This window comes from Cellulosilyticum lentocellum DSM 5427 (genome assembly GCF_000178835.2).
Classification (GTDB): Bacteria; Bacillota; Clostridia; order Lachnospirales; family Cellulosilyticaceae; genus Cellulosilyticum; species Cellulosilyticum lentocellum.
In genome coordinates, this window is sequence record NC_015275.1 from 1,591,045 (window position 1) to 1,613,933 (window position 22,889).

A 22,889-nucleotide genomic window follows, 5' to 3' on the forward strand; every position below is an offset into this window, starting at 1 on the left:
CTATAATATAGTTTGTACTAATTACAAAAAAATATAAATGGAAAAATTATTTGTTTGATGTATAAAGCTTCCAAAGGAGGATTCAGATTGAAAATGAAAAAGATAATCAGCAGTTTAATCGTAGGTGTTATGACTTTGGCCTTAGGCGTTGGCTGTAATCAGTCTGCAGAGCAAACAAAAGTACTTAAGGTAGCAGCCTTAAATGGACCAACAGGTATGGGGATGGTACAACTTTTAGAGGATAAGGAACAATATGAAGTAACACTTTATCAAAGTCCAGATGAAATTGTAGGAAAAGTTGTAAGTGGAGAAGTAGATTTAGCTTGTGTCCCTTCTAATATGGGAGCAGTACTTTATAATAAAACGCAAAAAACAGTGAGTTTAGTAGGCATTAATACACAAGGTGTACTTTACATAGTAGAGAACGGCAATAGTATTAATAATTTAGAAGATTTAAAAGGAAAAACGATCATAGCTAGTGGAAAAGGTGGCACACCTGAATATGTCCTTACACAGCTACTTAAGTCAGCGGGTTTAGATCCAGACCAGGATGTGACTATTGACTATTTAACGAATCATACAGATGTTGTTACAAAGCTAGTAGCGGAAGAAGGAACAATTGCAATTTTACCAGAGCCTCATGTAACGATTGCTACAACTAAACAAGCTTCGTTGCAGGTAGCAGTAGATTTGAATGAAGCATGGCAAGAGAAAGAAGGAAGCACTTTACCAATGGGTGTTATCTTAGCACAAAATACGTTGGTGAAAGAAGATGAAGAAGCATTATCAAGCTTTTTAAAAGACTATGAGGCTTCTGTTAACTTCGTTAACGAAAAAAGTGAAGAAGCAGCTGCGCTTATGGAAAAGTACGGTATTATTGCTAAGAAAGAAATAGCAATTAAAGCTATTCCGAATTGCCATATTGTTTTAGAGCAAGGAGAAACCGCAAAGATACATCTAGAGACATTTTATAAAGTGTTAGAAGCGCTTAATCCAAAGGCTATAGGAGGAACTTTACCAGATGAAGCCTTCTATTATAATAAATAAGCTAAAAAAAACATTGATTTATAGCATTTGGTTAGTGCTTTGGCAAATAGCTTATTTATGTATTGATAAAGAGGTATTGATTCCTTCACCAATGCATACTTTTACCAAGCTATTAGAAATGTTAACTACAACCGTGTTTTATTTACAAATAGCGGGTACTTTTTATAGAGTATTTATGGGGATTGGTAGTTCACTTATTTTAGGAATAGTAAGTGCCTATCTGGCGTATAAAAGTTTGTTTTTTAGAACTTTTATTAAACCCATGATAAACTTTATGAAGTCTACACCTGTAATGGCTATTATTATCTTAGCATTGCTTTGGTTTAAGTCAGAAGAGGTACCTATTTTTGTATGCTTTTTAATGTGTTATCCTTTGGTTTATACCAATATTTTAAATGGGCTTTTAGAATTAAGTCAGGAACTTAAGGAGCTGAGTAAGGTTTATGAAGTAAAAGCTTTTTATTATATAAAAGAATGTGTTTTACCTCAGCTAAGACCTTATTTAAGGACGGCCATGCAACTGGTAGTAGGTATGGCTTTTAAGGTAGTGATTGCAGCAGAAGTTTTAGCAATTCCTAAATATGCAATGGGATACGAGCTTTTAGATGCCAAAATTTACTTAGAGACCACAGAAGTATTTGCATGGATTATTGTTATTATTTTACTTAGTCAGTTTTGTGAATACATAGTTGACCTTCTATTTAAAGAAAGGAGGAAAGTATGATTGAAATTATTGGACTTTGTAAAAGTTATAAGGAACAAAGTGTGTACAATCATCTTAATCTTTCCATTAAAGAAGCTCAAGTTACCAGTATACTAGGGCCATCTGGATGTGGCAAGACAACACTATTAAGAATATTAGCAGGGCTTGAACCGTATGATAGTGGTGAGATAATAGGATTAGAAAACAAGCGAATAGCTTATATGTTTCAAGAAGACCGGCTGATGCCTTGGTTAAATGTATGGCAGAACATTGCATATGTTCTAAAAACAAAGTATAATAAGCAACAGATTGAAGAAAAGATAGAACGTTTATTAAATATTTTACAATTAGAACCCTATAGAGATTATTCTATTGACAAGCTTAGCGGGGGAATGAGAAGGCGAATTGCTTTAGGAAGAGCCTTAGTTTATGAGAGTGAAATCCTTTTACTAGATGAACCTTTTAAAGGTTTAGATGAGGCATTAAAGGAAAAATTATATGAAGCTATTTTAAAAGAAGTAGAAATAGATAGGCGTACAGTTATTTGTGTAACACATGATGTTAACGAAGCTAGAAGCCTAGGTGATAGTATTTATTTATCTTCCTCGGAAGTAATAAATGAAATAAGCTTGAAAAATTCAATGAAATAATGGATATACTAAGAATAAAAAAAGAATAAAAAGTGAGGTATGACAGTAGTGGAAGTCATTAGTATTATCGTACCTATATATAATATAGAGAAGTATTTATCTAGAAGTATAGAGAGCCTTATTAATCAAACCTATCCCCATCTAGAGATTATATTAGTTAATGATGGGTCAAAAGACAATAGTTTAGCCATTTGTGAGGCATATGCTAAAAAAGATAGGCGTATTGTTGTGATTGATAAAGTTAATGAAGGTGTATCTATTGCTAGAAATACAGGATTAGAAGCAGCTACAGGTACTTATGTTGGTTTTATTGATCCAGATGATTGGGTAGAACCTACAATGTACGAAAAGCTATACAAGCAGATTAAAAAGTGGGATAGTCCTGTATGCCTATGTAATTATTTCAAAGATACTAAAAAGAAAAGTTCACCTAAAGTATTTTCTTTTAAGGATGAAGTATTAGAAGATAAAGTCATTATTGAAAAATTGGTAAATAATATGGTGGGTATGCCAGATTTAATGCCTACTTATGTTTGTGTGATGGGGTGTGTATGGCGTGGTTTATTTAAAAAGGAATTTTTAGATACCAACCAATTAAGGTTTGCACCAGGTGTTAGTATTATGGAAGACTTAGTATTTATGGTACAAACACTTTTAAAATGTCAGAGTGTAGCTATTGAACAAGGTGTTTACTATCACTATGTACAAAATCCAAGTTCTACACTTCATACCTATAATAAAAAGTTGTGGGAAGACCAGATAAAGGTTTATGAGCTATTAGAAAAAAGCTTTATCGAATCACATCTTGAAGAAGAAATGCGTAATCGTCTAGATTTTAGATACATTGGTATGGTATTATCTGCTATTAAAAACGAAACCTATATGAAAAAAGATAAAGATAGTGATTTAAAAGATACGGTAGCTCATATTAAACAAATTTGCCAAGATGAGAAGCTTAAATTTGTATTAGAACGTGTAAAGCCTATTCAAGTATCAGAGAAGAAACCAGCAGCTAAAGAAGGTGGTAAACGATTAAGGGCTATTTATAGTGATAGAGTCGTTATGCCTAAGAAGCCAAAGGAAAAGAAAAAAGGAACTTATATCACTAAAAAGGCATCTCAGGCAAAAAAGCTTGAAAAGCAAGCTAAGCTATCAGAAGCAAAAAGAAAACCTAGAGCCAAAAAGTCACTTAGTAAAGCAAAGCATTATGAAGTTGAATAATGAAGAGAAAAGCTAAAAACTCTTATTATAAAATAAGAGTTTATTATTTTAAAAAGAAAAAGGCGCTATTCTAGTGCTAGGGCAGAATACTAGGAATGCTTTACAAGGTTCCTAGAGATAGGTATAATTGAAGAAAGAATAAATAACGAAAGCAAGGGAAAGTGGGTATAAGTCCACTTTCTTGTCATGTTAAAATAGGTGATGAACACTTATAACCCAATGAGCTTCATCCAATGAAAAGACTCCTTGCAATATAAAAATGACAAAAAGGTAAGGTGAAATCATGAGTTTACAACAATTAGCTGAATTAATTTTCCCTGATGTAACTAAAACACCAGAAGATTATTTAAAAGCTTATCCAAAAAGAATACTTAAAGAAGGTGCAAAGGTAACACGTTATGCACCTAGTCCAACAGGATTTCAGCACATTGGTGGTGTATTTGCTGCCCTTGTTAGTGAAAGAATTGCAGTGCAAAGTGGTGGGGTTTTCTATTTAAGAGTAGAAGATACAGATCAAAAAAGGGAAGTAGAAGGGGCTATTGAAGGTACTATTGCAACCATGCATAACTTCGGTATGGACTTTGACGAAGGAATGACTGGTGAAACAACTTCAAAAGGTAACTATGGTCCTTATCGCCAAAGTGAAAGAGCAGAGATTTATAAAACTTTTGCAAAAGACTTAATCATAAAAGGCTTAGCTTATCCATGTTTTATGACTTCAGAAGAGTTAGAAGCTATGCGTGACAAACAAGTAGCTGCTAAATTAACCCCAGGTTGCTATGGTGAATATGCAATCTATAGAGACTTATCACCAGAAGCAGCTATGGAAAAAATCAAAGCTGGTGAGCAGTATATTATTCGTCTTAAATCACCTGGTAATGCAGAAAACCGTGTGAACTTTGTAGACCTTATTAAAGGGGAAACCTCTTTTCCAGAAAATATACAAGATATCGTTATTATTAAAGCGGATGGTCTTCCAACCTATCACTTTGCTCATGCGATTGATGATCATTTAATGGGAACAACGAGCGTTATTCGTGGAGAAGAATGGTTATCATCACTTCCAATTCACGTTCAATTATTTGACGTACTTGGATTTGAAAGACCAGAGTATGCACATATTCCAAATGTTATGAAATTAGATGGCGATTCTAAACGTAAACTTTCAAAACGTAAAGATCCAGAAAGTGCTGTAAGCTATTATAAAGAAGAAGGTTATCCAAAAGCTTCAGTTGTAGAATATTTATTAAATATTATTAACTCTGCCTTTGAAGAATGGAGAATGGAAAATCCAACGGCTGATTATCATGACTATCCAGTAGCTCTTGATAAAATGAGTAAAAGTGGAGCACTTTTCGACCTTGTTAAATTAAATGATGTGAGCAAAGACGTGATTTCTAAGATGCCTGCTGAAGAAGTGTATAACCTCTATACAGAGTGGGCAAAAGAATATGACAAGGTAATGTATGACTTAGTGACAAAACATGAAGCCATGTCAAAAGAAATCTTTAACATCGATAAAGAAGGACCAAAACCACGTAAAGACTTTGGTAAATGGTCAGAAGTTAAAGAAAAGATTTGTTACTTCTACGATGAGCTATTTAATGCTGAAACTGAAGTAGAATTACCAAAAAACATGACTTTAGAAACAGCTAAAGAAATCATATCTTCTTATAAGGAAGTTTATAACTTTAATACAGACCAAGAGACTTGGTTCAATGAATTAAAAGAACATGCTATTAGTCTTGGATATACAGCAGATCGTAAAGCTTTCAAAAAAGATCCAACAGCCTTCAAAGGAATGGTATCAGATGTAGCAGGTGCTGTAAGAAGTGCTATTAGCCATAGAACAAATACACCAGATTTATATACTATTATGCAAATCATTGGAGAAGAAGCTGTAAGAGCGAGATTTGAGGCTTTTTTAAACAACTAATAAAACAATAATAAGATGCCTACTCATATTATAAAGTATGGGTAGGCATTTTATTAGGCTCTAACGCCTTCAATATGGATGAAGCGTATCTTAGTGAACTCATAAGAAGAAAGAGGTCTATTAATAGCATCATAACTATGAGTAGCAATTAAAATTTGATCATAGGTAGGATCAGGGGTTGTTTCTAATACTAATAAGGAATGGTGATAGCCATTGATATCATTACCAAATTGAATGACATCACCAGGAACAATTTCATTTAGCGTAACATCTCTACCAAAAGGACCAGATCCTTTATTAGTGGTTAAGAATTTATGTAGGAAATTTACTCCAGTCCAAGAAGCTGAACGATCATTAGCGTTTCTGTAATACCATCCTGTAATAGGGGTATAGTTCATAATATGACTTCCTGCGTATAGACATTGAGAAATAAAATTAGTGCAATCTCCTCCTAGCTGGGTAAAGTCTAAATACATAGGATTACGAAGTAAGCTCCATCTTTTAGCATAAGCAATAGCAGCAGTAGCATTATAGGGTAGGACTTTATCCATTTGCTCACATCCTTTCTTATTACTAGGTATATGAGATAAGAAGAGAAAATATAATAATGCAAATGATTTTATATTACATAAAATAAGCTATAAAATATTGATTATTTGTCTGAAATATGGTAAAGTAAACAAGTGTCAAGCTGGCATAACTCAGTTGGTAGAGTAACTCATTCGTAATGAGTAAGTCGCGGGTTCGAGTCCCGCTTCCAGCTTTATCAAAGGTTTAGGTGAACAAAAAATGACTTGATAATGGATTTACAGTACAATTTACAGTGAAATATTTACAATGATAAGGAAGAGACCTAAGTATTTAGAGAAAATGTTTAGGTCTTTTTTATGTATAAGTAAGCGATTTTTGATTAGCGAAATGAATATTTAGATAAGTGTAATATGAAAGAGAGGAAAAAGTTATGACACAAATGCCAGGGGAACGTCTAGAGGTATTTATTAGTTCTGCTATGAATGATGAAAAGGGTACATCTTGGCTAACGATAAGACGTAAGATAAAACAGAAATTGCAAGCAAACGAATACATTAATCCATTTATTATTGAAGACCGTAATAGTACTTTACCATCAGTGCAATTTTTTCAATTTATGGTTGCTAAAAGTGATATAGTCATCCTTATTATTAAAGAAGAATTTAGGCAGGGTACGCAAACTGAATTTTCGGTGGTTAAGGAAAAAAAGAAACCGTGTTTAGTATATATTTATAATGGAAAAAATGCATCGACAGAAGTGGAGGTATTGAAAGAGGAACTTATTTCAAATGATTACTGTTGTTTTAAGACTTTCTATAGTTTTGATAACCTTGAGGAGGAGATATATGAAGATGTAATGAACGAAGTAATTACTAGGTATAAGTTCATGCAATGTTCGAGTATTTCAACGGTTCAAGATAATAGCAAAGGAAATGATTATATAGAAGCACAAATTATTGATTACAATAAAGATGTTACTATAGAAATAGATGAACTTGAGAATTTTAGTACATGTAAAGGAACAATCTTACAAGTTGATGGACTGAGCCAAAAAAAATTACAAGAAGTTAATAAAGAACCTAAATCTATACTTGGAAATGTAGGAGAAAAAGTACTTAAGTGGATTTGTTGTGGAGATAATTATTTAGATGACAATGATATTGAAAAAATAGTAGAGTTAAAAAATCAAGATAGTAAATATAACTGGTATAAATATCGGTGTCAAGCTATGAAATGCTATATGAATAATATGATTGAAGAAGCACTTGAGTTTGAAGACAGGGCATTAAGGATAGCAAAAGATGAAAAAGCTGCTGATTGGATTGTCAATGATATATTAATTGATTGTCGAAATCTCAAAAATGAGTTAAATAGTAAATACCATACATATGATAATCAATATCAAGAAGAGATACAACATTGCAAGGAAATTATACATTTACCTGTAGTGGATAGATTCATGGAGAATGCATACAGTTTATTGTTGAAAGAAGAACAGAAATATAGATATAAAAGTGATAAATCAACACTTTTTAGTAATGATATATATCGAATATTTGACAATATTGAAAATAGCATTTTTGTTGCAATTCTATATGGTTCTAGCACTCCATTAATATTAAGTAGAGGGACAATTTCTGATATATATTTAAAGCTTGGAGATATACATGAAGCTCCAGCAATTAGCGTTATAGCTATAAAATACCTTATTTTAGGTGGTGATAGTAAAAGGCTTGAACAAGTTATAAGGAAAGAGTGGGGTAATATACAGGAATATCTCATTGCAGATGTAGAAAAGATATATCAATATGTAAAAAAGACTAATATTAATTCATATCAGAGTACAAAAATAAAGGTATTTAAGTTGTTTGGTTTATATATGCCTGATAAGATATATCAGGATATTCTACAGGATATTATTACTCTAGGTGAAAATATTGATCTTCTCGAAATACCTAACTACATGGAAGCAATATGTGCTAATAGATGTAGGATTATAGATGATATTTTAATTAAGATAGTAAATATGGCATTAAGAAAATGTCGTGTAAATAATGAGAAAGCAATACCTAGAATATTATCAGAGATAGATATTTCTAATGTAGAAGATATGGAATTAGTTAATCTAAAGGACAATCTACAAAATCAGTTGATCAATATGATAAGTTATGGAAATGAAATTCAATTTGTTGTAAATTTAGTTAATCAAAGACCTGATATTTTTGGAGCAACAAAGGATATTTTATTAGATAATGCCTCTGAAGTAGAAAGAACTCTATATAATATTAATTGTAATATTGATATTAAGAAAAATTGGAGAGAATTTTTTATATCAAGTATAGAAAATGCGGAAGAGCAATTTATTGTGAATAATAAACCTGGGGTAGATATAGGTTTTGGAAGTAGACCATTAATAGATATAGAGAATATATTGGTGAAAAGTCCTACTAACTATATAGCTGATTTAGTTACCGGTAGGCTTATTCCTTTAGGTAAGAAGATTATTTTAGGTAATGCACCAATTAAAATGAAAGCAGAAAGTATTAGATGTTTGACACAAGCAGTTATTGGATTTAGTAAGTATCATATAGAATTTGATTGGAAGAAGGAGTTTGCATGTATTGATAAGAGTGATTGCGAAAAAAATGCTTCCTTGTCTCTATTTGCATATAATTCAATAAAATCATATATATTACAGATCATCATGTTCAAAACATTAATAGGACTAGATACAGAAACGGAAATTATGAATTGCTATTTAGAACTGTTAAGATTAAGTAATTATGAAAGATTAACTATGATACAGAATACATATAATTATATACAATATATGCAGCAGGAAGAAAAGGAAGTCGATAGGATATTTGAATATATTAGTATAGCATTATGCAATGATTCAGAGGAGCAAGTGAGAAAGTTTGCATATCAGTGTATTGTTTTGTTAAGTCGTAATAGTGTCAGTCAGGCAATTAGAGATAAATATAAGGAACTATTATTAGATCCTTCAGCTGAAATAAAGAATATGGTTTTAAATTTAATAAGAGATAATAAAATAATGAGCAAGGATACAATTATGTGTATAAAAGATGTATATGGAAAAGATGCAAATTACTTTATTAAAAAGAAAACTGAAATGATACTTAATGAACTAAGCATGAGAGAATAAATCTTTTTATATGACTAAAATATTATGTGATTTTGAAGAAAGTATTGCCATGATACTGGAGTTTATTATTAACTAGATTATAATAGACCACTAGCAACTTAAGGCTATTATATGTGGCACGAAAATCATTTGTTTTAATAGAGTAAATATATGACCCTAGGTGTTTATAGCGCGCTTAGGGCCTTTTGCAATTTATGAATTGCATCTTTCTTAGTATCATCAGTAGAGTGTACATAACGATTTAAAGTAATCTTAACATCTGTATGCCCTAATAACTGTGAAACAGTCTTAACATCCACACCTTGCTCAATAAGCCTTGTAGCAAAGCTATGACGAATACCGTGAAAAGTAATGCCTTTATACTTGATGATAGATTCTCCATTGGAGCCTATTTCAGTATAAGGGCGTATTTTTGCCTTTTCGCAAAGTAATTTATGGGCTTTGGCAATACTATCATATTTAATCTGGTTGCCTTTGCTATTTTTAAAAACGTAGTCATCATCCTGACCATTATGTTCAGCTTTATAGGCTGTAAGTTCTTCTGATAAAGAGGGATGTATCGGTATATCACGTATACCTGCTTTGGTCTTAGGACTCTTAGTAATAACTTTATCTTCTCCGTTGCCTTCTGAGTCATATTCCTTAACGAGTCTAGAGGATTCTTTTACATGAATCATATGGTCTATTAAATCCACATTATGCCATTTTAAGGCCATGATCTCACCGACACGCATACCAGTATGGAGTGCTACTGTAAAGAGCATCTTATAGAAACTTTCATTAACCACACCCATAAAAGCTTTTTGTTCCTCATGAGTTAAGACTTCGATTTCCTTTTCTACATAAGTTGATTTAGGGAGCGTAATCTTTTTCATTGGGTTAATACGAATAAATTGATTGGCAATGCCGTGATCAAAGGATTGATTCAGTAAATATTTGAGCATAGAAAGACTTTTACTTGATAGTTCAGTTTTACTATTAAAGAATTGCTGCACATCACGTTGCAATATCTTTTGAATATCACGCTTACCAAGAGCAGAGTCTTTGATATGGGTATTATATAGGCTCATATAGCGTTCAAAGGTGCCAAGGCTAACACTTGCCTTAGTATTTGTAAATAAGTGGTCATACATCAAATCTGAAAGCGTTATTCGCTTCTTAACGAGTCTAGTGCCATATTTAATAAAATCACTTTCATAATCACGAATCTTATCTTCACATTCTTTCTTACTTTTGCCATAAACTGTTTTAGGTTTATAGGAATCTAAGTTGGACTCACCTACCCAACGAACATACGTTGTTCCGTCTTTTCTCTTATAAGTTCTTTTAAAATAGGTTGCCATAGTAGATTATTCCTCCTCTTTTGAATCTGTTGGAGGAACAATACCTACCCCTGTAGCAGGATCAAAGCCATAGCGATAAGAGAGATATTGAAGGAAGTTCACTACATCATAATAGTATTCTTCGCGGATATTTGGGTTGTTATAAGCGTGCTCAAGTGTTTCTAAGATAGTAAGTGTGTAGCCGTAAATTCTCTGAGCTTCTTCACTGGCATATTCAGGTTCATCTATTAATATAGGTCTAAGCCAATCAATACATTGCTTAAAGTAAAATTCATCCTTATATTCCTTCATGGATTCATCTAATAAGTGATACATAGGCGTATCTAATACCTTAGCAATTGCAGTTAACGCTTCTAATGAAGGGTTATTTTTTTTGCCTGATTCAATTTGTTGAATATATGAAATAGATAAGCCAGAAAGCTCAGCTAGTTCTTTTTGAGATATTTTCTTTTCTTTACGAAGTTGTTTTAATTTTTCACCATACATAAGTTGGCCTCCATTTTTGACATATAGATAGTATAACACATTATAGTGTATGTATGCATATGTTAATTTTTAACAATACACATTATAGTGTTGACTGGTTCCTTTGTTTATGATAGGATACATCTACAAACACGTACTATAGTGTATAAAAAATGGTTGAAAATATTTCAATATAGTTGGATTTAGTTCAAAATAGTTCACTATAGTGCATGATTGTTCATAACATTATTGATGGCTAGAAAGGAGTTTGCTGAAAATGAATGTAAAAATTGCACGATTAAAAAAGCATATGACACAAAATGAGTTATGTGAAAAAGTAGGCATCTGTAGAAGTTTTTTATCACGTATTGAGAATGGAAAAGATGGTAATGTCACAAAAGAAGTGATGTTGAAATTAGCAAGTATTTTAGAAACAGATGTAGTAGCGTTATTTTTTGAGTAGAGAGAAAGGACATCAGGGATTAGCAATGAAAAAATTATTAAGAGCAAAAGATATTGTAGAAATGTATGGTTTTAAGCAAACAACAGCTTATAAGATCTTAAACACAAAGGGCGTACCTATTATGCGTATTGGAGGCATAATTGTGGTTAAGCAGGAAGACTTTGAAGAATGGTTAGAAAAACAGAAGGTATGCTAGTAAGGAGATTAATGTTTGAGATTAGAGGAATTACTATATAGATTTGAAAAAGTAAAATCGAATGGGGAAAGATCATATATTTGTTGTTGCCCTGCACATCGTGATAAAGAACCGAGTCTATCTATAAAAGAAACAGATGAACGTATTTTATTACATTGTCATACAGGATGTAGTACTGAAATGGTAATGACAGCAATAGGACTGGAACTTAAAGATTTGTTTAAACAAAATAACACCCATACTCTGACCTGGCGGGAGAAAGTAAGGGTGTGGCACGATCCAAAAAAGGGAGAACTTAAATTAGAAGCTCTTTATCCTTATTATGATGATGAATCGCAACATGTATTGTACTATAAAGCACGATATGAGAACAAGGAAATTCGTCATTTTCGTATAAAAGAAAATGAAGTGATATGGAAAAACGTGTTTAGTTCGGTTGATAAGACACTTTATAATAAATCAGTTTTTGATAAGGCCATTAAATTACAACAGCCTATTTACTATGTAGAAGGTGAAAAAGATGTTCATACTATGCAAAACTTAGGTCTTTTAGCGACTACAGCAGGTGGTGCTACTGCATGGAATAAGGTATTTAGCAAGTACTTTGAAAATCTAGATGTCGTTATTCTTCAAGATAATGATGAAGCAGGAGAGCAGTTAACGAGGCAGATATGTGCTGATATAGCATCAGTAGCAAAAACGATTAAAGTTGTGATACCAAGTAAAAAACCTCATGGCGATGTCACTGATTATTTAGAAGAAGGGCATACAAAATATGAGTTATTACAGTTAGTGGAACAAGTAGAGAAGCAAAAGTTATTAAGCGAGCCCTATAAAAATTATCGTTTAGATGATACAGATAATGCACAGACCATGGCAGATATGTTTAGAAGTAAACTTTGTTTTGCTTATGATGTGAATAAATGGTATCTCTACAATGGTGTGAAGTGGGAAGAAGATCGGGTTGATGGTGTAAGGCTTTTAGCTAATGAAATGATTGATCGTATGAGTAATGACTTTGCTTTGATACTTGGAAACATGGAAGAGGGCAAAGAAAGGAAAAAACAAGCGGTCTTATATCAAAATCATTTAAAGAGCTGTAGAAGTCATAGAGGAAAAACATCCATTCTTAATGAAACCAAGCATTTGCTTCCTATTGTATCAACAACCTTTAATAGTAGACGTGATGTGATCAATACGCCAACTGGTACGTACTTGATCCATGATAAAGAGGTAAGACCACATTGCTATAAAGACTATCTTTCACAAGCAACACAAGTTTCTGTGGTAGAAGATGCAAAAGCACCAACTTGGGAAAGGTTTATTAATGAGATTTTCTTAGGAGATCAAGAGCTTATTCGTTATGTGCAGAAGGCAATAGGTTATAGTTTGACAGGCTTTACAAGAGAGCAGTGTATGTTTATAGGCTATGGGGATGGTGCCAATGGGAAAGGGGTATTTAAGGATATTCTGAGTTATATTTTTGATGACTATGTTAAATGCCCACAAGCAGAGACAATCTCACAAATTAGACAAGGTTCAGAAGCTAGTCCCGATATTATTAATCTCATGGATGCACGACTTGTAGTATGTGTTGAAAGTAATAAAGGGGTTCGTTTCAATGAAGGACTTATTAAACAGTTAACAGGAGAGGACAAGGTTACAGCAAGGAGATTGTATTGTGAGCCAATGTCTTTTATGCCACAGTTTAAGCTATGGCTCTTTACAAATCATATGCCGGAGGTTGTGGGAACAGATAAAGGGATTTGGAGACGATTAAAAGTCATACCTTTTAAATTAGATTTACCTGAGCATAAAAAGGATAGACAGCTAAAAGATAAGCTGATGAAAGAAGTAGAAGGTATTTTATGGTGGTGTATTGAAGGGATTCATCTTTATTTAGAAGAAGGACTAAAAGAGCCAGAGGCTATTATTGAGTTAGTGCATGAATTTAAAGAAGAAAGCGACACGTTAGGGCTTTTTCTTAGAGAATGTACGATTAATAAGGTGGGTTCTAAAGTACAGGCTAAAGACCTTTATACAAGATATGTGGAATGGTGTAGAGCCAATAATGAAGTGCCAGACAATAAGACAAGGTTTGGCTTAGATATGAAGAAGCGAATCACTAAAGAAAACGATGGCAGGCATGTTTTTTATAAAGACATTGCTTTGCTCTTATCAGTCAGTCAATTTGTAAGTGTTTAAACAGGAGTATGAGTGAGGTATTGCAGTAGCTAATAGAAACTTAAAGATAAGAATATCAAGGGATTGAGATAGTATAGAGAGTTTTATAGATAAGTAATATAGAAATGATATTAAGAATATAAAGGCTATAAAAGCCTTATAGTAAAAGGAAAGTTGTAAGCTAACTGATGAAACTACCGTAGGTTATGAGTATCAAAGGGATTTTGCATTGGTACTGTAGCTAGAAGTCCTGCAAGAGGCAGGAAAATTATAACGAAAAAAGAAATTCAAAAGGAGAAACGCATGTTTATAGATTTAGATCAAGATAAATATATTAATAGTTATTATGTGAAAAGGATGGAAAGAGAAGGCACAGACGTTTATTTTAGAGATAAAGATGAGAAGCTTTTAGGCATTAAGTCATTTCAAACTGTAAGTGAAGCTGAGAGGTACTGCGAAGAAGAGTTTTGCAGAAAGATAAATATTTTAGCTGAAATAGCTTACCAAATTGAAAATATGTGTGATCATATGAGCGAAAATACAGAGCATTTATATAAAGAAATAAGGCAAATAAGAGAAGTTTTATACTTTGTATTAGCACCATAAAAAGGATTTATTAGGGACAGAGATTAATGACAAAATGCCATCCCCCCCTAGTTTCAAGGGAAAAAGGTGAATATAAAGGTCGACCACGAGAGGCTATATGCTCGCACAAAATTCCTGAAATGAAATTTTTTGAGGGGGATAATTTTTAAAAGTGAAAAACATGAGTGAGGATATAAAACAAGATGACTAAAAGAGAGAAAATAAAGATTGCAAATTGCCTTGTTAGGGCGATTAAAACAAAAGAAGCAGTTAATAAAGAAACGCATAGCTTTCTAGCAAACTGGATCTATAGTGGAGAAGATGGAAGGCGAGCAGAATGGCTAGAGGTGTGGGAAATGGTTTTAGAGAAATATATACCAGAAGAAACACCTGCACTATTTAGAGCAACCGATTACATTAATGATGGTAAGATAGAAAGTTATACAGGGAGAATGTATGCAGCAGAGCGATTTTTAAAAAACTGCGGGGAGGAAGGAAAGCTTCTTATTTGTGATACAGAGAATTATTATGGGGTGAGATTTTATCCATTAACACAGTTGTTGAGAAATGAATTGGAAATAGAAGACTCACTCTTTAATAAAGGATTTATGGTGCAATATATAGGGGAAGATGAATATATAATGCGAACGGATGTAGAGTGCTGTTCAGTTTATAAGAGAATAGGATAAGAGATAAAAATTGATTATAGGGTAGTTGATTGTGGCTGCCCTTTTTCTATGGAATGATGTGTAAAGGAAAACAGATGTTTTCGTTAACATATTTATAGATGAAAAAAAGTATTAGAAATGAAGTGAAAATGTAGCGAATGTGTAAAAGAAAAAGAAATGACCTTTTGGTTTACATATTGAAGAATGACATTAAAAAAGAAGAGGATGGAAATAACAATGGCGATATATGGATACGCGAGATGCTCAACTAATGAAAATAAGCAAGATATTAATAGACAGAAGAGAGAATTAAAAGCATTGGGTGGTGTGGTTGAAAAGAATATTTATTGGGAGTATGAGAGTGGCACAAAAGTAGATCGCATTGAGCTTAATAAGTTATTAGAGAGAGTAGCTGAAGGAGATACAATAGTGGCAACAGAAGTATCACGTATTACTAGGAGCACAAAGCAATTATGTGAAATTGTTGAAACTGTGAAAAGGAAGCATTTAAAGTTAATTATTGGTGGATTTATAGTTGATTGTAGTAAAGGTGAACTTGATGCAATGACAGATGGTATGCTTAAAATGATGGGCGTATTCGCTGAGATGGAAAGAAATATGATAAGTGAACGTGTAAGAAGTGGTATGGCAAATGCTGTTATAAATGGGAGACAAATAGGCAGGCCTAAATTATCGGAAGAAAATCTACCTAGTATTTTTATTAAACATTATCCAAAATATAGATACAATCAGATTAATAAGACAGAATTAGCTAAGATATGTGGAGTAAGTAGGCAGTCTATATATAAGTATATAGGTATTTATGAGAAATTAAGTAGGCAATAGATGCTTTAATATTGGAGTATAGTCAATAGTTTGGACACGATTTGTAACGAAAAAATTTGTTGAGATCAATAATTATGCGTGCTGATCCCAGTATTCTGCTTCTAACTCATTTGGCGTTTTATATCCAATCGCACCGTGGGGAAGACGATTGTTATATAGATTTTCAATGTACTCGAAAATATCTAGTCGAAGTTCCTCTAGGGTATGATAGCTTCTGCGATTGGTGCGATTCTTTTTGAGATATTTGAAAAAACTTTCACAACAAGCATTATCGAAAGGGTATCCTTTTTTAGAAAATGACTGCACAACATTATAGGAATCTAAGAGATTTCTAAATGCAAAAGCAGTATACTCAGCTCCCTGGTCAGAGTGAAATATGAGTCCATACTGAACATGACGGCTTTTATAAGCCTTATTAAAAGCTGACATTGTTAAGGTGACATCGTGGTTGCTAGCTATGTGCCAACCAATGATTTTTCTAGAAAACAAGTCCATGACAATGCAAAGATAATACCATTTACCATTAACTTTTATGTAAGTGAAATCACTAGCCCAGACAAGATTTGGAGCCTTTTGGTTAAATTCCTGATGGAGGTGATTATCGCATTCTCCCTGATTGTGATGTTTTACTCTACAAGGTTTATCTGTAGACATTTTAGGAAGAGACATTGATTGCATCAGTCGGTACACTCGTCCCACGCTGATGTTTATACCATAATCACGACTGAGGATATATGTAATTTTATAAGCACCAAGACATTTATCATAGTCAGAATAAATCTGAAGAATGACACGTTTGATATTTAGATTCTCTTTTACTCTTGGAGCAGGTTCGGAGTTGAAGTGCTTATAGTAAGTGCTGCGATTTACGTTAAGTACGCGGCAAAGGGTTTTAATATCATGCTGAAAACGTAGTTTATAAACAGCATCTAGTCGCTCAGAGAGTGTGGCGTGAATATGGCAATCGCTTTTTTAATATGAGGTTCTCTTCCTCAAGTTGAGCCATTCTTTTTTGCATTTCTTTAATTTGTTTAGCAGTTAGGACTTTGCCATCATCGGTTTCAACAGTAGAATATTGTTTAATCCATTTAGCGAGAGAAGTCTGTGAAATATCATATTCTTGGCAGAGAGAAGTCTGAGTTTTGCCATTATGATAAAGTGCAACGATTGATTTTTTAAAATCTTCATCATAACGAGTTTGTTTAGTTGCCATGTGGGCACCTCCTTTTGTGTCTACTTTAATATAATCACTAATATCAAATCGTGTCTACTTATTTAATATAGATCCATATAGAGCTAATGGCTATATATGATATAGCATAACATTATAAGAATACTATTTGATTTTGATTTTGATTTTGTAAAATATACTTAAATATTAGAATTTACATTTGCGAAAATTGAATATAAATGACAAAAAGCGACAATAATTTGAAACACTAATATGCTATATTAATGGTATAAAGAAATGATAACTTTGATATATAAAGTATGGAAAAAGGAGTGTTAAAATGAATGCTAAAATGAATGAGTCAGATATTGAAGTTTTGATAGATGAAATAAACACTGTAATGGAAATTAAAAAGGAAAATAAAGGATATAAGATGATTGAAAATATTTTGATGGCATATAAGAGAAGACTAAAAGATATAAAAAGGATACTTACTAAAAAAGAGTATAAATTAGTTTTTATTGGTTCACCTGGAGATGGAAAGACTACTGCGATTTGTAACTTATTGAATCTTTTAGAAAAGGAAAAAGGAGGGAAAAAATTAGATGAGATTTCTTTACTCTCCGTAGGTGGAGGAAGAACTACTATAGCTGATGTTAAGATAAGAAAGACATCTGGTAAAACAAGTATTATTATTGAACCTAGATCGGAACAGGTACAAAATAATTTGATAAGTGATTTTTGTAGATATTATTTATCTAAGAAAAGAAAGCAAGATATTTATAATCAAGAGGATAAATATATTAACAAAAATGTAGATTTAGATGAGGTAGAACATTCATCTGAAATTTTAAGATGCATAAGAAATATGGCAGGATTCTCCAGCGAAAATCAAGTTATAGAATATATTAAAAATGAAGATATTAAAACTAATGATGAATTTGAAAAATGTATTTTAAAGAGAATTGGTTTAGAAAAAAGAAAAGATAATAAGATTGAATTTAACGAAGAAGATTTTTGTGTATGGTTAAAGCGAGAGTTTAATAGAATAAATTTTGGATACAATGAAAAAATAAGTATTCCAGAAAAGATTAATATTTTAATTAATGAAAAAGATTATAATTTAAAACTTGCATCTTATATTAAAGAAATAATTGATACTAGGGGAATTGATTCTAGTAGTAGGGATGGTTTATACAATTATTTATTTCAAGAAGATACTATTTGTATTTTGACTGATCGATATGAACATGCTCCTAAAGCAGAGAATAAAGAAATCCTTTCAAAATGGATATTAAAAGAAAATAAAGATGTCATTGGAAAAACAGCGTTAACAGTACTATATAGAAAAGGTGAGTTATCAACAGTAAATGAATGCAACAATGATGAAAATGAAGGTGAACGTATAAAAAGAGAAGAAATGGAGCAAATGATAGATAATCCACATACTCCATTAAATTATAATAGTGAAAATACTATTTTTATTAACCCATGTTCTTGTTATAAAATTAATAAAACTGAAGAAGAAAAAAGGATTGATGGTAAAATAAGGCTTGTCGAAAAATCAATAGTTGATAAATATTATTCTGAAATTGCAGAACAAAATAATAGAGATTTTTTTGAATGTATAAATAATATTATTATAAGAAATAGAAATAGATTACTCAAAGAATGTGACAAGATCAAAGAGAATATAGATAGTTTAGTGAGTAAGAATACATTAGAATTAAATACAAAAGAACAACAAGAATTAGACATAATTGCACAAGCGATTACGGATGCGACTAAAATAGCACTAGATGCAGATTATGGTTTTGAGGGAAAGTTTTATAATATTTTACAGCAATACTACTATAGTACTTTAAGAGCATTATCCATAAGATATGGTGGAATTAATCCATATACGTGCTCTAGAGATGATAAGGGTAAAGATTATTATCATTATCGAAACAATATTTATGATGAGACAGAAATTAGTGTAAAAAATCAATTGCTTGAAAATATTAAGCAAGCAAAGTCTTTAATAGATTTAAAGTTGGCTGCTACTACAGACGATTTTGTAAAAACATTAACGGATGGTTTTACCTTAATTATTAATGAAAAATATTTACAAATGTTAAATGAAATTTCATTAAATAGATATAATGATATGTTGAAGATATTTACTCCTCTTGATGATACAAATCACTTTTGGAAAAGAGTAGATGAAAGAGTAAGAGAAGGGGGCAGAGGAGTTAAAAATGACGTTATTGATATTTATAAACAACATATAAGATTACAACAAATGGATGAGGTTTTCAAAAAAGGGACATTGGAGGAACTAAAGATATTTTTTAAATATATTAGTGATCTTTTTGTTTAGTGAGGTATTTTTTTAATACATTAGATTGAAAATACAATATATGTGGATATATTAAATAAGTTAAGGAAGAGATGGAAAGTAAAATGGCTATTCCAAGAGTGTTTGTGAGTTCAACTTGTTATGATTTAAAGTATATAAGGGAAAATATAAAATATTTTATAAGGACAATTGGGTATGAACCTATATTAAGTGAAGAAGGAGATGTTTTCTATAATCCTTTGATACATACACATGATTCATGTATAGAAGAAGTAAAAAATTGCCAAATTTTTGTACTAATAATAGGAGGGAGATATGGGGGGAAATATAACCAAACAGAGATATCAATCACTAATATGGAATATAATAAAGCTGTAGAAATTGGTTTGCCTATATTTGCATTAGTAGAACAATCTGTTTATTCAGAACATCATCTGTATACGATAAATTGTAAAAAAAACGAAAGTATATGTCAAAAGATAGAATATCCATCGGTTGACAATATAGCTATATTTAAATTTCTTGATAAAGTCCGTAAGAACTCAGTTAATAATGCAATTTTTGCATTTAAGGATTTTTCTGATATTGAGGCATATTTAAAGAAGCAATGGGCGGGCATGATGTATAGTTTCTTATCTAACAATAAGCAAGTAAAAACTGTTACTGGATTGTTTGAAAGTATTTCTGATGCTACAAAAAGGATTGAGCTGTTTACTAAAGAAATCGCTAAGCATGCTGGAAATGAGACAACTCAGGCAAATATTGAAATATATGATGCAATCTTTAAATGTGATGTTATAAGAACTATGACATTGTGGAAAATAGTCCCCACTCCTGAAAGAATATTAAAGAATGAGACATTTGATGAGTTTTGTAATAATGAGTTACAAATATTTGATGAGGATAATGAAGAGATGTTAAACACAATTATTGAGGGAGGCCCACCATATCAGATAGGTGCTTCACGTTGTTATGAGAATAGGAAACAATATGATGAGTTAAGAAGTAAGATATTAAGTATTCTTGAGAATAGAAAAATAGATAAAGATGAATACATAAAAACGAATATTTAGGAATAAAGATTATACTATTATTTGCATTTAGTGGTTCACCTATTAGGGGTGAACTGCAAATATTATTGTAAATAAATATCCATGATTTAAAGTGAGTAATGAAAGAGAAAAAATAAGAAAGTAGGTATTTTAAATACTTGAAAGATATAGTGTTCTATTGAATATTAAGGACTTTATTAGAATACATTTTCCGTTCTCTCAAAGTAAAATCATTAGCTGAATTTTTACAGTATATTTACAGTAAAAGGGTTACAAATAATATTAATAGTAGAAGATAAGTATAGAAAAAGTAGCCTTCAAGTATTGAAATTAAGGGATTTGAAGAGATATCAATACTTTTGTGCTAATATCTGTTTTGAGTAACTCATTCGTAATGAGTAAGTCGGGGGTTCGAGTCCCCCTTCCAGCTTTATTGAAGCTTCCAAGGTGATTGATGAAAGTAAAATTGAAGCTTATACGTAAGAATATACGTAACAGAAAGCTTAATACATAAAAATAACGAGCATACGTAAGTTAGATACGTATGCTCGTTATTTTATTTAGCGACTCTATAACATCTTTTTTGTTTTTTTGGTTGTTTTTGATGATGGCCAAAGTTACGAATATGTAGAAACAGAAATGGAAAGCGAAGAAGAAGAGGGAAGAAGCTGGAGCAGTTTTAAATATGCCAAGCTATTCATGGAGTGCAAGAGCAAGATGAAGAATAAGAAGATCTAAATGTAGAAGTTAGCCTATCAAGATGGAATAAAAACGAAGAGAATGTATGGTCAATATCATTTAGCAGGCAACTTGATTTAACATCATTAAGACATATGGATGACTTCACAATTTATTTAATGAAGCTTGCACAAAATGGAACGCAAAGTGATTGTAGATACATGGAGTGAAAGTGATGAAGTTACACCAAGTAAAGAACCAGAAGCTGATTGGAATTAAAACAAAGTGTTTTTGATATATGCTAGATGCTCATAAGAGTGTCAACTTTATATCGCTGGACAGAAGAAAAGCACTAGTTGTAGGACCAGTGCTTAACATATGGGAGTTACGAAAATTTTTATGTACTGTTGTATATTTAATATATCACAAAAGAAAATGAAAATCAATATCAAAATTTAAATTATAAAAAGTATTTTTTGTTGATAAGGAGGAATATGAATGACAGATAGTGAACAAAGATATGTTGATACACTTAAAATAGAAAATCAAAGACTTAAGGATGAGATAGCTGCAAAGGTACAGGAAAAGAACCAAGAGAGGGACATAAATAGAAGGCTTAAGAATGTGATTAAAACCATAGCAGATATGCTATAGGGGAGGAAAACAAAGTAAAAACAGTATTAATTAGTGTTCATGAGAAGTACTGGCACATGATCAAGAACGGAGAAAAGACACTAGAAATCAGAAAAACTAAGCCAGCAGGCATTGAATATCCTTTTAAAGTACTTTGCTATGTAACAGGTGGCAAAGGTATACAAGGAGAGTTTATTTGTAAAGGTACATTAGTAACTAATGTTTTTCAGCAGCTATGCAATAGAAGTTATCTGAGTCTATATGAGTTATTTGCATATGCAAATGGCAAGGACTTGGTTGCATGGGATGTAAGTAGCGTTAAGTCTTATGATATACCAATACAGATTGAAGAAGTAGGTATTAACAGGGCACCACAAAGTTGGGGCTATATAAAATAACTTTTTTAATCAGTAATAGTGGAAGAATTAAAAAAACGCTATGGTTTATAAATAGCGGTTGAAGAACTATATGTAGAACTAATTTGAGTCTTCTCTATCAATATGATTCGTATCTTTACTTTTCATATTATAAGAGACTACTAAGAAAATTATACCAGGGAGCAAGAAACATATTACAGCCATAATCACAGAGGCTCCAAAACCTAATACTGGTGGACGATTTGTTATTTTCATAAAATAATAATCTAGGTAAATTGATACAAAGAATACAAGAGTAAATAATATTCCAAGGACACACAAAATAACTCTTGCTATTTTTTTTAGTGTTTTTTTCAATGCAATCATCCTTTCTTTAAGGTGATTGTATAATATTTAGAAAATTTATTCAATATAGGTTTAAAATTAATCTTTGTTCTTTTTAAACAGGTTTATAGCAGCAGTATATAAAGTTCCTACGATAAACATAAGAGGAATTATGAGTAGGTAGTCCATTGAGAACGAAAATATGTTTTTGGTTATAAGGTCATAAAGCAATATTGTAATAAAACATGGGATAAAGATATTCAAAAATTTCAAACAAATCACTCCTTTAAAAAGAAGTATAAGGGAGAA

General features: G+C 31.7%; 22 protein-coding genes and 1 tRNA gene. 18 read left to right on the plus strand and 5 right to left on the minus strand.

Annotated features, from left to right (window positions below; all coding sequences use genetic code 11):
* The first annotated feature begins 93 nt into the window (after positions 1-93).
* The 5 genes from CLOLE_RS07180 to gltX all read left to right on the plus strand — a co-directional run bounded on the left by CLOLE_RS07180 (position 94) and on the right by gltX (position 5,557).
* On the plus strand, positions 94-1,047 hold the full coding sequence (locus CLOLE_RS07180) for an ABC transporter substrate-binding protein (RefSeq protein ID WP_041713522.1): 954 nt from the start codon (positions 94-96) through the stop codon (positions 1,045-1,047).
* The gene (locus CLOLE_RS07185; RefSeq protein WP_013656423.1) at positions 1,022-1,771 is read left to right on the plus strand and encodes an ABC transporter permease; all 750 of its coding nucleotides are present in this window, start codon (positions 1,022-1,024) and stop codon (positions 1,769-1,771) included. The genes CLOLE_RS07180 and CLOLE_RS07185 overlap by 26 nt, the downstream gene beginning before the upstream one ends.
* Positions 1,768-2,400 carry an ABC transporter ATP-binding protein gene (locus tag CLOLE_RS07190; protein WP_013656424.1) on the plus strand — a complete coding sequence of 211 codons (633 nt, stop codon included), beginning with the start codon at positions 1,768-1,770 and terminating at the stop codon, positions 2,398-2,400. The genes CLOLE_RS07185 and CLOLE_RS07190 overlap by 4 nt, the downstream gene beginning before the upstream one ends.
* A gap of 39 nt (positions 2,401-2,439) precedes the next feature.
* Positions 2,440-3,621: a glycosyltransferase gene (locus CLOLE_RS21730; RefSeq protein ID WP_050794670.1), complete on the plus strand. Its 1,182-nt coding sequence runs from the start codon at positions 2,440-2,442 to the stop codon at positions 3,619-3,621.
* 283 nt (positions 3,622-3,904) lie between these two features.
* Positions 3,905-5,557, plus strand: a complete 1,653-nt coding sequence (gltX, locus tag CLOLE_RS07200) for a glutamate--tRNA ligase (RefSeq protein ID WP_013656426.1) — start codon at positions 3,905-3,907, stop codon at positions 5,555-5,557.
* A 53-nt stretch (positions 5,558-5,610) separates the two neighbouring features.
* Here gltX and CLOLE_RS07205 read toward each other — a convergent pair whose 3' ends face one another.
* Positions 5,611-6,108, minus strand: a complete 498-nt coding sequence (locus CLOLE_RS07205; RefSeq protein ID WP_013656427.1) for an amidase domain-containing protein — start codon at positions 6,106-6,108, stop codon at positions 5,611-5,613.
* Between the two features lie 139 nt (positions 6,109-6,247).
* Here CLOLE_RS07205 and CLOLE_RS07210 point away from each other — a divergent pair.
* Positions 6,248-6,320: transfer RNA gene (locus tag CLOLE_RS07210), tRNA-Thr, on the plus strand.
* Between the two features lie 198 nt (positions 6,321-6,518).
* Positions 6,519-9,254, plus strand: coding sequence for a hypothetical protein (locus tag CLOLE_RS07215; RefSeq protein WP_013656428.1), 2,736 nt, complete (start codon positions 6,519-6,521; stop codon positions 9,252-9,254).
* A gap of 164 nt (positions 9,255-9,418) precedes the next feature.
* Here CLOLE_RS07215 and CLOLE_RS07220 read toward each other — a convergent pair whose 3' ends face one another.
* Positions 9,419-10,597: a tyrosine-type recombinase/integrase gene (locus CLOLE_RS07220; protein ID WP_013656429.1), complete on the minus strand. Its 1,179-nt coding sequence runs from the start codon at positions 10,595-10,597 to the stop codon at positions 9,419-9,421.
* 6 nt (positions 10,598-10,603) lie between these two features.
* Positions 10,604-11,083, minus strand: a complete 480-nt coding sequence (locus CLOLE_RS21735; protein ID WP_013656430.1) for a helix-turn-helix domain-containing protein — start codon at positions 11,081-11,083, stop codon at positions 10,604-10,606.
* Positions 11,084-11,339: 256 nt separating this feature from the next.
* Here CLOLE_RS21735 and CLOLE_RS07230 point away from each other — a divergent pair, with 256 nt between their 5' ends.
* The 6 genes from CLOLE_RS07230 (at position 11,340) to CLOLE_RS07255 (ending at position 16,004) form a co-directional block, all read left to right on the plus strand.
* On the plus strand, positions 11,340-11,525 hold the full coding sequence (locus CLOLE_RS07230; RefSeq protein ID WP_013656431.1) for a helix-turn-helix domain-containing protein: 186 nt from the start codon (positions 11,340-11,342) through the stop codon (positions 11,523-11,525).
* A 25-nt stretch (positions 11,526-11,550) separates the two neighbouring features.
* Positions 11,551-11,721, plus strand: a complete 171-nt coding sequence (locus CLOLE_RS07235; protein ID WP_013656432.1) for a helix-turn-helix domain-containing protein — start codon at positions 11,551-11,553, stop codon at positions 11,719-11,721.
* Positions 11,722-11,736: 15 nt separating this feature from the next.
* Positions 11,737-13,926: a phage/plasmid primase, P4 family gene (locus CLOLE_RS21740; RefSeq protein ID WP_013656433.1), complete on the plus strand. Its 2,190-nt coding sequence runs from the start codon at positions 11,737-11,739 to the stop codon at positions 13,924-13,926.
* 282 nt (positions 13,927-14,208) lie between these two features.
* Complete coding sequence (locus tag CLOLE_RS07245) at positions 14,209-14,511, plus strand: hypothetical protein (protein ID WP_013656434.1); 303 nt, start codon at positions 14,209-14,211, stop codon at positions 14,509-14,511.
* A gap of 182 nt (positions 14,512-14,693) precedes the next feature.
* Positions 14,694-15,179, plus strand: a complete 486-nt coding sequence (locus CLOLE_RS07250) for a hypothetical protein (RefSeq protein ID WP_013656435.1) — start codon at positions 14,694-14,696, stop codon at positions 15,177-15,179.
* A 204-nt stretch (positions 15,180-15,383) separates the two neighbouring features.
* Positions 15,384-16,004: a recombinase family protein gene (locus tag CLOLE_RS07255; RefSeq protein WP_242825775.1), complete on the plus strand. Its 621-nt coding sequence runs from the start codon at positions 15,384-15,386 to the stop codon at positions 16,002-16,004.
* A gap of 72 nt (positions 16,005-16,076) precedes the next feature.
* Here CLOLE_RS07255 and CLOLE_RS22390 read toward each other — a convergent pair.
* Positions 16,077-17,217 (minus strand): IS3 family transposase gene (locus CLOLE_RS22390; RefSeq protein WP_242825776.1). Its coding sequence is split into 2 segments (ribosomal slippage): positions 16,077-16,971 and positions 16,970-17,217, totalling 1,143 coding nucleotides; the frame shifts between segments, so codons are not numbered across the junction.
* 298 nt (positions 17,218-17,515) lie between these two features.
* Here CLOLE_RS22390 and CLOLE_RS07270 point away from each other — a divergent pair.
* From CLOLE_RS07270 to CLOLE_RS07285, 5 genes are all read left to right on the plus strand, one after another.
* The gene (locus tag CLOLE_RS07270) at positions 17,516-19,537 is read left to right on the plus strand and encodes a hypothetical protein (protein ID WP_013656437.1); all 2,022 of its coding nucleotides are present in this window, start codon (positions 17,516-17,518) and stop codon (positions 19,535-19,537) included.
* A 71-nt stretch (positions 19,538-19,608) separates the two neighbouring features.
* Positions 19,609-20,589, plus strand: a complete 981-nt coding sequence (locus CLOLE_RS21745) for a DUF4062 domain-containing protein (RefSeq protein ID WP_013656438.1) — start codon at positions 19,609-19,611, stop codon at positions 20,587-20,589.
* Positions 20,590-21,159: 570 nt separating this feature from the next.
* Positions 21,160-21,306: a hypothetical protein gene (locus tag CLOLE_RS23245; protein WP_162145075.1), complete on the plus strand. Its 147-nt coding sequence runs from the start codon at positions 21,160-21,162 to the stop codon at positions 21,304-21,306.
* 438 nt (positions 21,307-21,744) lie between these two features.
* Entirely contained in the window at positions 21,745-21,900 is a 156-nt protein-coding gene (locus CLOLE_RS22915) for a hypothetical protein (RefSeq protein ID WP_013656439.1), read from the plus strand.
* Between the two features lie 56 nt (positions 21,901-21,956).
* Complete coding sequence (locus tag CLOLE_RS07285; protein WP_041712933.1) at positions 21,957-22,277, plus strand: hypothetical protein; 321 nt, start codon at positions 21,957-21,959, stop codon at positions 22,275-22,277.
* Positions 22,278-22,355: 78 nt separating this feature from the next.
* Here the strand turns inward: CLOLE_RS07285 and CLOLE_RS07290 are convergent, their stop codons facing one another.
* Positions 22,356-22,613 carry a hypothetical protein gene (locus tag CLOLE_RS07290; RefSeq protein ID WP_013656441.1) on the minus strand — a complete coding sequence of 86 codons (258 nt, stop codon included), beginning with the start codon at positions 22,611-22,613 and terminating at the stop codon, positions 22,356-22,358.
* Between the last annotated feature and the right edge of the window lie 276 nt (positions 22,614-22,889).

What these genes read in the sequence shown, in the direction of transcription:
- CLOLE_RS07245 (WP_013656434.1), top strand. Translation starts at nt 14,209, where the DNA reads ATGTTTATAGATTTAGATCAAGATAAATATATTAATAGTTATTATGTG.
- CLOLE_RS07185 (WP_013656423.1), top strand. Translation starts at nt 1,022, where the DNA reads ATGAAGCCTTCTATTATAATAAATAAGCTAAAAAAAACATTGATTTAT.
- CLOLE_RS07250 (WP_013656435.1), top strand. Translation starts at nt 14,694, where the DNA reads ATGACTAAAAGAGAGAAAATAAAGATTGCAAATTGCCTTGTTAGGGCG.
- CLOLE_RS22915 (WP_013656439.1), top strand. Translation starts at nt 21,745, where the DNA reads ATGACAGATAGTGAACAAAGATATGTTGATACACTTAAAATAGAAAAT.
- CLOLE_RS07270 (WP_013656437.1), top strand. Translation starts at nt 17,516, where the DNA reads ATGAATGCTAAAATGAATGAGTCAGATATTGAAGTTTTGATAGATGAA.
- CLOLE_RS21735 (WP_013656430.1), bottom strand. Translation starts at nt 11,083, where the DNA reads ATGTATGGTGAAAAATTAAAACAACTTCGTAAAGAAAAGAAAATATCT.
- CLOLE_RS07235 (WP_013656432.1), top strand. Translation starts at nt 11,551, where the DNA reads ATGAAAAAATTATTAAGAGCAAAAGATATTGTAGAAATGTATGGTTTT.
- CLOLE_RS07230 (WP_013656431.1), top strand. Translation starts at nt 11,340, where the DNA reads ATGAATGTAAAAATTGCACGATTAAAAAAGCATATGACACAAAATGAG.
- CLOLE_RS07190 (WP_013656424.1), top strand. Translation starts at nt 1,768, where the DNA reads ATGATTGAAATTATTGGACTTTGTAAAAGTTATAAGGAACAAAGTGTG.
- CLOLE_RS07180 (WP_041713522.1), top strand. Translation starts at nt 94, where the DNA reads ATGAAAAAGATAATCAGCAGTTTAATCGTAGGTGTTATGACTTTGGCC.
- gltX (WP_013656426.1), top strand. Translation starts at nt 3,905, where the DNA reads ATGAGTTTACAACAATTAGCTGAATTAATTTTCCCTGATGTAACTAAA.
- CLOLE_RS07255 (WP_242825775.1), top strand. Translation starts at nt 15,384, where the DNA reads ATGGAAATAACAATGGCGATATATGGATACGCGAGATGCTCAACTAAT.
- CLOLE_RS07205 (WP_013656427.1), bottom strand. Translation starts at nt 6,108, where the DNA reads ATGGATAAAGTCCTACCCTATAATGCTACTGCTGCTATTGCTTATGCT.
- CLOLE_RS21745 (WP_013656438.1), top strand. Translation starts at nt 19,609, where the DNA reads ATGGAAAGTAAAATGGCTATTCCAAGAGTGTTTGTGAGTTCAACTTGT.
- CLOLE_RS07285 (WP_041712933.1), top strand. Translation starts at nt 21,957, where the DNA reads ATGATCAAGAACGGAGAAAAGACACTAGAAATCAGAAAAACTAAGCCA.
- CLOLE_RS21730 (WP_050794670.1), top strand. Translation starts at nt 2,440, where the DNA reads ATGACAGTAGTGGAAGTCATTAGTATTATCGTACCTATATATAATATA.
- CLOLE_RS07215 (WP_013656428.1), top strand. Translation starts at nt 6,519, where the DNA reads ATGACACAAATGCCAGGGGAACGTCTAGAGGTATTTATTAGTTCTGCT.
- CLOLE_RS07220 (WP_013656429.1), bottom strand. Translation starts at nt 10,597, where the DNA reads ATGGCAACCTATTTTAAAAGAACTTATAAGAGAAAAGACGGAACAACG.